Origin of the sequence: Streptomyces otsuchiensis (genome assembly GCF_004305975.1) — a bacterium.
In the GTDB taxonomy this organism is placed as follows: Bacteria; Actinomycetota; Actinomycetes; order Streptomycetales; family Streptomycetaceae; genus Streptomyces; species Streptomyces otsuchiensis.
This window is the reverse complement of the sequence record NZ_BHZI01000297.1, coordinates 1-6654: the sequence shown is the minus strand read 5'-3', so window position 1 is coordinate 6654 and position 6654 is coordinate 1. Positions and strand designations below refer to the sequence as shown.

General features: G+C 72.5%; 5 protein-coding genes. 3 read left to right on the top strand and 2 right to left on the bottom strand.

Going from position 1 to position 6654, the window contains the following annotated elements; translation table 11 throughout:
• The 3 genes from acs to E0D90_RS21990 form a co-directional block, all read left to right on the top strand.
• Nucleotides 1-1916: acetate--CoA ligase (gene acs / locus E0D90_RS22000; protein WP_130799775.1), on the top strand; the 1916-nt coding region annotated here is incomplete at its 5' end.
• Nucleotides 1917-2536: 620 nt separating this feature from the next.
• Nucleotides 2537-2971: a phage holin family protein gene (locus tag E0D90_RS21995; protein ID WP_103504858.1), complete on the top strand. Its 435-nt coding sequence runs from the start codon at nucleotides 2537-2539 to the stop codon at nucleotides 2969-2971.
• The gene (locus E0D90_RS21990; protein ID WP_130799774.1) at nucleotides 2968-3903 is read left to right on the top strand and encodes an alpha/beta fold hydrolase; all 936 of its coding nucleotides are present in this window, start codon (nucleotides 2968-2970) and stop codon (nucleotides 3901-3903) included. Before E0D90_RS21995 ends, E0D90_RS21990 begins: the two co-directional genes overlap by 4 nt.
• 773 nt (nucleotides 3904-4676) lie before the next feature.
• On the opposite strand, the gene E0D90_RS21980 is transcribed toward E0D90_RS21990, so the two are convergent.
• Nucleotides 4677-5876, bottom strand: a complete 1200-nt coding sequence (locus E0D90_RS21980; RefSeq protein ID WP_103504855.1) for a MarP family serine protease — start codon at nucleotides 5874-5876, stop codon at nucleotides 4677-4679.
• Between the two features lie 34 nt (nucleotides 5877-5910).
• Complete coding sequence (locus E0D90_RS21975; RefSeq protein WP_130799776.1) at nucleotides 5911-6648, bottom strand: NUDIX hydrolase; 738 nt, start codon at nucleotides 6646-6648, stop codon at nucleotides 5911-5913.
• Between the last annotated feature and the right edge of the window lie 6 nt (nucleotides 6649-6654).

Here is a 6654-nt window from a genome sequence, read left to right as displayed (position 1 = left end):
TCCCGCCCCCTCCCGCCCTGGCCGCCGAGGCCAATGTCACCGCGAGCGCGTACGAGGCCGCCGACGAGGACCGGCTCGGTTTCTGGGCCGAGCAGGCCCGTCGGCTGTCGTGGTCCACCGAGCCGGCCGAGACGCTCGACTGGACCAACCCGCCGTTCGCGAAGTGGTTCGCGGACGGCCGGCTCAACGTGGCGTACAACTGCGTCGACCGCCACGTCGAGGCGGGCCACGGCGACCGGGTCGCGCTGCACTTCGAGGGCGAGCCCGGGGACTCCCGCTCCCTCACCTACGCGGAGCTGCAGCGGGAGGTGTCCCGGGCGGCCAACGCGCTGACCGAACTCGGGGTCGAGACCGGTGACCGGGTCGCGGTGTACCTGCCGATGATCCCCGAGGCGGTCATCACGATGCTGGCCTGCGCCCGCATCGGTGCCCCGCACTCGGTGGTCTTCGGCGGCTTCTCCGCCGACGCGCTGGCCACCCGCATCAAGGACGCCGACGCCCGTGTGGTCGTCACCTCCGACGGCGGCTACCGGCGCGGCAAGCCCAGCGCGCTGAAGCCCGCGGTCGACGAGGCGCTGACCCGCCCGGGCACGGAGAACGTCCGCAACGTCCTGGTGGTCCGCCGCACCGGCGAGGAGACCGCCTGGACCGAGGGCCGGGACCTCTGGTGGCACGAGGTGGTGGACCGTCAGCCCGAGGAGCACACCCCGGAGGCGTTCGACGCCGAGCACCCGCTGTTCATCCTCTACACCTCCGGCACCACGGGGAAGCCGAAGGGCATCCTGCACACCTCGGGTGGCTACCTCACGCAGACCGCCTACACCCACCACGCGGTCTTCGACCTGAAGCCGGAGACCGACGTCTACTGGTGCACCGCCGACGTCGGCTGGGTCACCGGGCACTCGTACATCGTCTACGGGCCGCTGGCCAACGGCGCCACCCAGATGCTCTACGAGGGCACCCCGGACACCCCGCACCACGGCCGCTGGTGGGAGATCGTCCAGAAGTACGGCGTCACCCTGCTCTACACGGCGCCCACCGCGATCCGTGCCTGCATGAAGTGGGGCGACGAGATCCCGGCGAAGTTCGACCTCACCTCGCTGCGGGTGCTCGGGTCGGTCGGCGAGCCGATCAACCCCGAGGCGTGGATGTGGTACCGCGAGCACATCGGCGGCAACCGCGCCCCGGTGGTCGACACCTGGTGGCAGACGGAGACCGGGGCGATGATGATCAGCCCGCTGCCGGGCGTCACCGCGGCCAAGCCCGGTTCGGCCCAGATCCCGCTGCCGGGTATCGCGGCGACCGTCGTCGACGACGACGCCAACCCGGTCCCGAACGGCGGCGGCGGTTACCTGGTCCTCACCGAGCCGTGGCCGTCCATGCTGCGCACCATCTGGGGCGACGACCAGCGGTTCCTGGACACCTACTGGTCGAGGTTCGAGGGCCGCTACTTCGCGGGTGACGGCGCGAAGAAGGACAAGGACGGCGACATCTGGCTGCTGGGCCGGGTGGACGACGTGATGCTCGTCTCCGGCCACAACATCTCGACCACCGAGGTGGAGTCGGCCCTGGTCGCGCACCCGAAGGTCGCCGAGGCCGCCGTGGTGGGCGCCGCCGACCCGCAGACGACGCAGGCGATCTGTGCGTTCGTCATCCTGCGCGGGACCGCGTCGGAGGACGAGGGCCTGGTGGAGGAGCTGCGGGCGCATGTCGCCAAGCAGCTCGGCGCCATCGCCAAGCCGAAGAAGATCATGCCGGTGGCGGAGCTGCCGAAGACGCGTTCGGGCAAGATCATGCGGCGGCTGCTGCGGGACATCGCGGAGCACCGTGAGCTGGGCGACGTCACCACGCTCACCGACTCCTCGGTGATGGACCTCATCCAGAAGAAGCTGCCCTCCACGGGCGGCGACGACTGACGTCCCCACACAGGCGCCGGTGACGGCGTCCGTGTGGAGTCGGTCCGTGCGGGCGGGGCGGGAGAGCCGGGAGGCTCACCGTCCCGCCCATCGCCGTTCGCGCGCGAGGGCTCTCGCGTCCGGACCGCGCGCTCCGGCCGGGTTGGCGGCCCGTCAGGCGGGTACGCGCCCGGCGGTGTTCCACCTCGGACGGCGGCTCAGGCGGCCACCCGGGCGGTACCGGAGCGGCCGGCCGGACTCCCGCCCGGACGGCCGGCCGGAGCCACACCCGGGCGGCCGTCCCGGGCGCGCCCGCCGGGACCGCGCCGCATACGATTGCGGGGCTCCGCGAACTCCGGAGCGTGATCCGCGCGGCGGACGGCCGAACGGCCGCCGCGTCCGGATGACGCACCGGCCCGGCGGCATTACTGTCGCTGCCACGGCTGTCACCGGCGGCACGGCGCACCACGGCGGGGCCGCCCTGTTCTGGGCCCCGGCCGGACCGGGCTCGGCCCGGCGGGGCGCGCCACGCCGCGGCGTACGCGACACGCCACCGCCGCGACGGCCGCGGCGGCGCGGGCGTGGCAGCCGGCCGGGGACTCCGGCCGGGATTTCCGTTACGCAGCGAGAGGGATGACGCAATGAGCGCAGCCGACGAGGGCCGCAGCATCGGCAATCTGGTGGCCGAGGCGTCCGGGCAGGTGTCCGGGCTGATGCGCGAGGAGATCGCGCTCGCCAAGGCGAAGCTCCGCGAGGACGTGGCGCGCGGGAAGAAGGGCGGTGTCGCCGGCGCGGTCGCGGCCGTGTTCCTGCTGCTGGCGCCGCTGCCGCTGACCGTGGCACTCGGTTTCTGGCTGCGGAACTGGTGGGACCTGCCGCTGGCGATCGCGTTCCTCATCGTGGGTGGCATCTACGTGCTGATCGGGCTGATCGCCGGGCTGGTCGCGATGCTGGAGTTCAAGCGCATGCCCAAGCCGGATCTGGCGACCTCCGCCAAGGAGTCGGCGGCCGTACTCTCCAACGCCAAGCCGCGGCAGCGTGAGCGCCTCGGGGAAGATGACAGACTCCAGGTATGACCGCTCCCGAACATTCCGAGGCCCGCACGACGGTCGTCGAACAGCCCGGGCCCTGGACGCATCGCGATGTCGCGGCGAACGGGGCGCGGTTCCACATCGCCGAGCTGGGTGAGGGCCCGCTCGTCCTGCTGCTGCACGGCTTCCCGCAGTTCTGGTGGACGTGGCGGCATCAGCTGCCGGCGCTCGCCGAGGCCGGTTACCGCGCGGTGGCGATGGACCTGCGCGGGGTCGGCGGCAGTGACCGGACGCCGCGTGGCTACGACCCGGCCAACATGGCGCTGGACGTCACCGGTGTGATCCGGTCGCTGGGCGAACCGGACGCGGCGCTGGTCGGGCACGGGCTGGGCGGGTACCTGGCGTGGACGGCCGCGGTGATGCGGCCGAAGCTGGTGCGCCGGCTGGCGGTCACCTCGATGCCGCATCCACGCAACTGGCGGTCCGCGCTGCTGCGCGATCCCCGGCAGACGGCTGCGAGTTCCTTCGTGTGGGGCGTGCAGCGTCCGTGGGTGCCGGAGCGGCGTCTGGTGGCGGACGACGGCGCGCTGGTGGCGCGGCTGATGCGCGAGTGGTCCGGCCCCCGGGCGCCGGAGGCCGAGGACGTGGACATCTACCGGCAGGCGATGGCGATCCCGTCGACCGCCCACTGTTCGGTGGAGCCCTACCGCTGGCTGGTGCGGTCGATGGCCCGGCCGGACGGGATCCAGTTCAACCGCCGGATGAAGCGGCCGGTGCTGTCGCCGACGCTGCATCTGCACGGTTCGCTGGACCCGGTGATCCGCGCGCGCAGTTCGGCCGGCTCCAACGCCTATGTGGAGGCGCCGTACCGCTGGAGGCTGTTCGACGGTATGGCGCACTTCCCGCAGGAGGAGGACCCGGTGGCGTTCTCCACCGAGCTGATCGACTGGCTGAGGGACCCGGAACCGGACCGCTGACGGGCGGGGCGCGTTCGGGCCGGCACCCGGGCGGGGTGCGCTGTCGGACCCACGATCATGACCGGCCGGAGCACTGGCTCCGGCCGGTCGTGTGTGCGGGTGGTGCGAGCCACGCTGCCGCGCCGGGCACGGGGCGCGTGCTCTCCCGTCGCGCGACCTCGGGCGGCCTCCGCGCGCCGGGCGACTGGCTCAGCGCCGCGGCGGCGCCGTGGTGGCGCCATGGTGGCGTCGACCACGCACCGGGTACACATGACTCCTGCGCGCTGCCTTCACCACTTCTCCGAACACCACACGAATGCACCTCATCACGGGCCGCCACCACTCGTACGTATGTGCCTGACGCATAGGCCAATTCCTGGCATCCGGGACGGTTATCCGGCCGGGGCCCCGGGCAGAGACGCTGTATGGGCTGGACGCACGACTTCCGTGACGTGGCAGGACAACGGAGCGGCAACGGAGCCGCCGTCAGAGCGCAGAGCGCTGCGAGACGAGCGGGTCCTGGCCGCATGACGAGGGAGCCGAGCATCGGTTTTCCGCAGATCCTCCGCCGCCGGGCGCGCTGGGTATCGACCCAGCTGCGTCATCCGCGCAGCTGAGCAAGTAATTCACACAACCCGCTTACCTACCTCAACCCTCACTGCACAGAAACCCTCACTGCACAGACGCGATGCCGCCCGCCGCGCCGGCGCCTCCCCCGGGAGGCACGGCGCGGCGGGCGGCTCCGCTCTGCGGCCACCACGCGCGGGGGTTCAGCGGCCACCCACGCGCGGGGCTCACATGGCGCAGCTCTGGCTGTCCACGGGCTCCTGGGCGGTCCGGCCCTCGCTGATGGCCTCGCGCACCTCGTCGTGGGTCAGTGCGTAGCCGGTGTTCTGGTCGTCCAGCGACTTCGCGAAGATCACGCCGTACACCTCGCCCTGCGGGGTGAGCAGCGGGCCGCCCGAGTTGCCCTGCCGGACGAGGGCGTAGAGCGAGTAGACGTCGCGGTTGACGGTGCCGCGCCGGTAGATGTCGGGGCCGTTGGCGGGCATGCGCTCGCGGATGCGGGCCGAGCGGACATCGAACGGTCCGCTCTCGGGGAAGCCGGCCACGATCGCGTCGTCCCCACCCGTGGCCGGGGCCTCAGCGAACTGCAGGGGCGGCGCGGTGAGGTCGGGGACGTCGAGCACGGCGACGTCGCGTTCCCAGTCGTAGAGGACGACGCTGGCGTCGTAGAGCTGCCCTTCGCCGCCGACCTGCACGGTCGGTTCGCTGACCCCGCCGACCACATGGGCGTTGGTCATCACCCGCCCGGTGTCGAAGACGAAGCCGGTGCCCTCCAGTATCTTCCCGCAACTGGGCGCCGTGCCCGCGACCTTGACGATGGAGGCCCGTGCCTGCTCGACCACCGGGCTGTTGGCCAGGGCCGGGTCGGGCGCCTCGACATCGGTGATCGACTCCTGTGTGAACGGCGAGAAGACCTGGGGGAAGCCGTGCTGCGCGAGGATCGAGCTGAAGTCGGTGAACCAGGTGTCGGCGTTGTCCGGCAGCACCCCGGAGACGCCCTGGAGGACGTGGGAGCCACGCACCGCCGATCTGACCGTCGGCAGGGTGGTGGTGGCCAGGGCCGAGCCGATGAGCCAGGCGACGAGCAGCATGGCCATGACATTGACCAGCGCGCCGCCGGTTGCGTCCAGCGCGCGGGCGGGCGACCAGGTGATGTACTGCCGCAGCCGGTTGCCGAAGTAGGTGGTGAACGCCTGGCCGATGGAGGCGAACACGATCACGATCACCACGGCCGCGATGACCCCGACCGACCCGGGGTCACGCTCCTGGCCGAACTGCTCCCAGACGATGGGCAGCAGGTAGATCGCGATCAGACCGCCACCGATGAAGCCGGTGACGGAGAGCACCCCGACCACGAATCCCTGGCGGTAGCCGACGACCGCGAACCAGACGGCGGCCAGCAGCAGGAAGAGGTCGAGTACGTTCATGACGGCCACCGTCTCACGACGGCGCGGGCGCGGTTCACGCGCCGCCGTCGAGGGAGTAGTGCCGCTCGCGGTCCCAGGGACGCTCCCATCCGGCGTAGTGCAGGATCCTGTCGATGACTCCGGCAGTGAACCCCCAGACCAGCGCGGAGCGCACGTGGAAGCACGGTCCCCGGTAGCCGCTGGGGTGCACGGCGGTGCCGCGGCTGGCCGGATCGGTGAGTTCGTCGACGGGAACGGTGAAGACCCGGGCGGTCTCCGCGAGGTCCACGGGCGCGACCGGCGCGGGGGTGCGCCACCAGCCGAGCACCGGTGTCACCACGAAGTCGCTGTAGGGGATGTAGAGGCGGGGCAGCGTCGCGAACAGCTGCACGCCGTCCGGGTCCACCCCGGTCTCCTCCTCGGCCTCGCGCAGGGCGGCGCGGAGCGGGCCGTCGGCGTCGGGGTCGCCGTCCTCGGGATCGAGGCGGCCACCGGGGAACGACGGCTGGCCGGCGTGCTGCCGCAGGGTGCCGGCGCGCTCGGTGAGGAGCAGTTCGGGGCCCTCCGGACCGTCACCGAAGAGGACGAGGACGGCGGCGGGGCGGCCGCCGGTCTCGGGTGGCAGATAGGTGGTCAGCTGACGGGGGGTCACCTTCCGGGCCGCCTCGGCGACGGGGCGCAGCCAGCCGGGCAGGCCCGTGTCGCTCAGCGGGACCGGCGCTGCGGCCCCCGGGGTGCGCGTGTCCGTCCCGGACAGGCCGCGGCCGGCGCCGGCCCCGCGGGGCCCGGCGATCCCTCC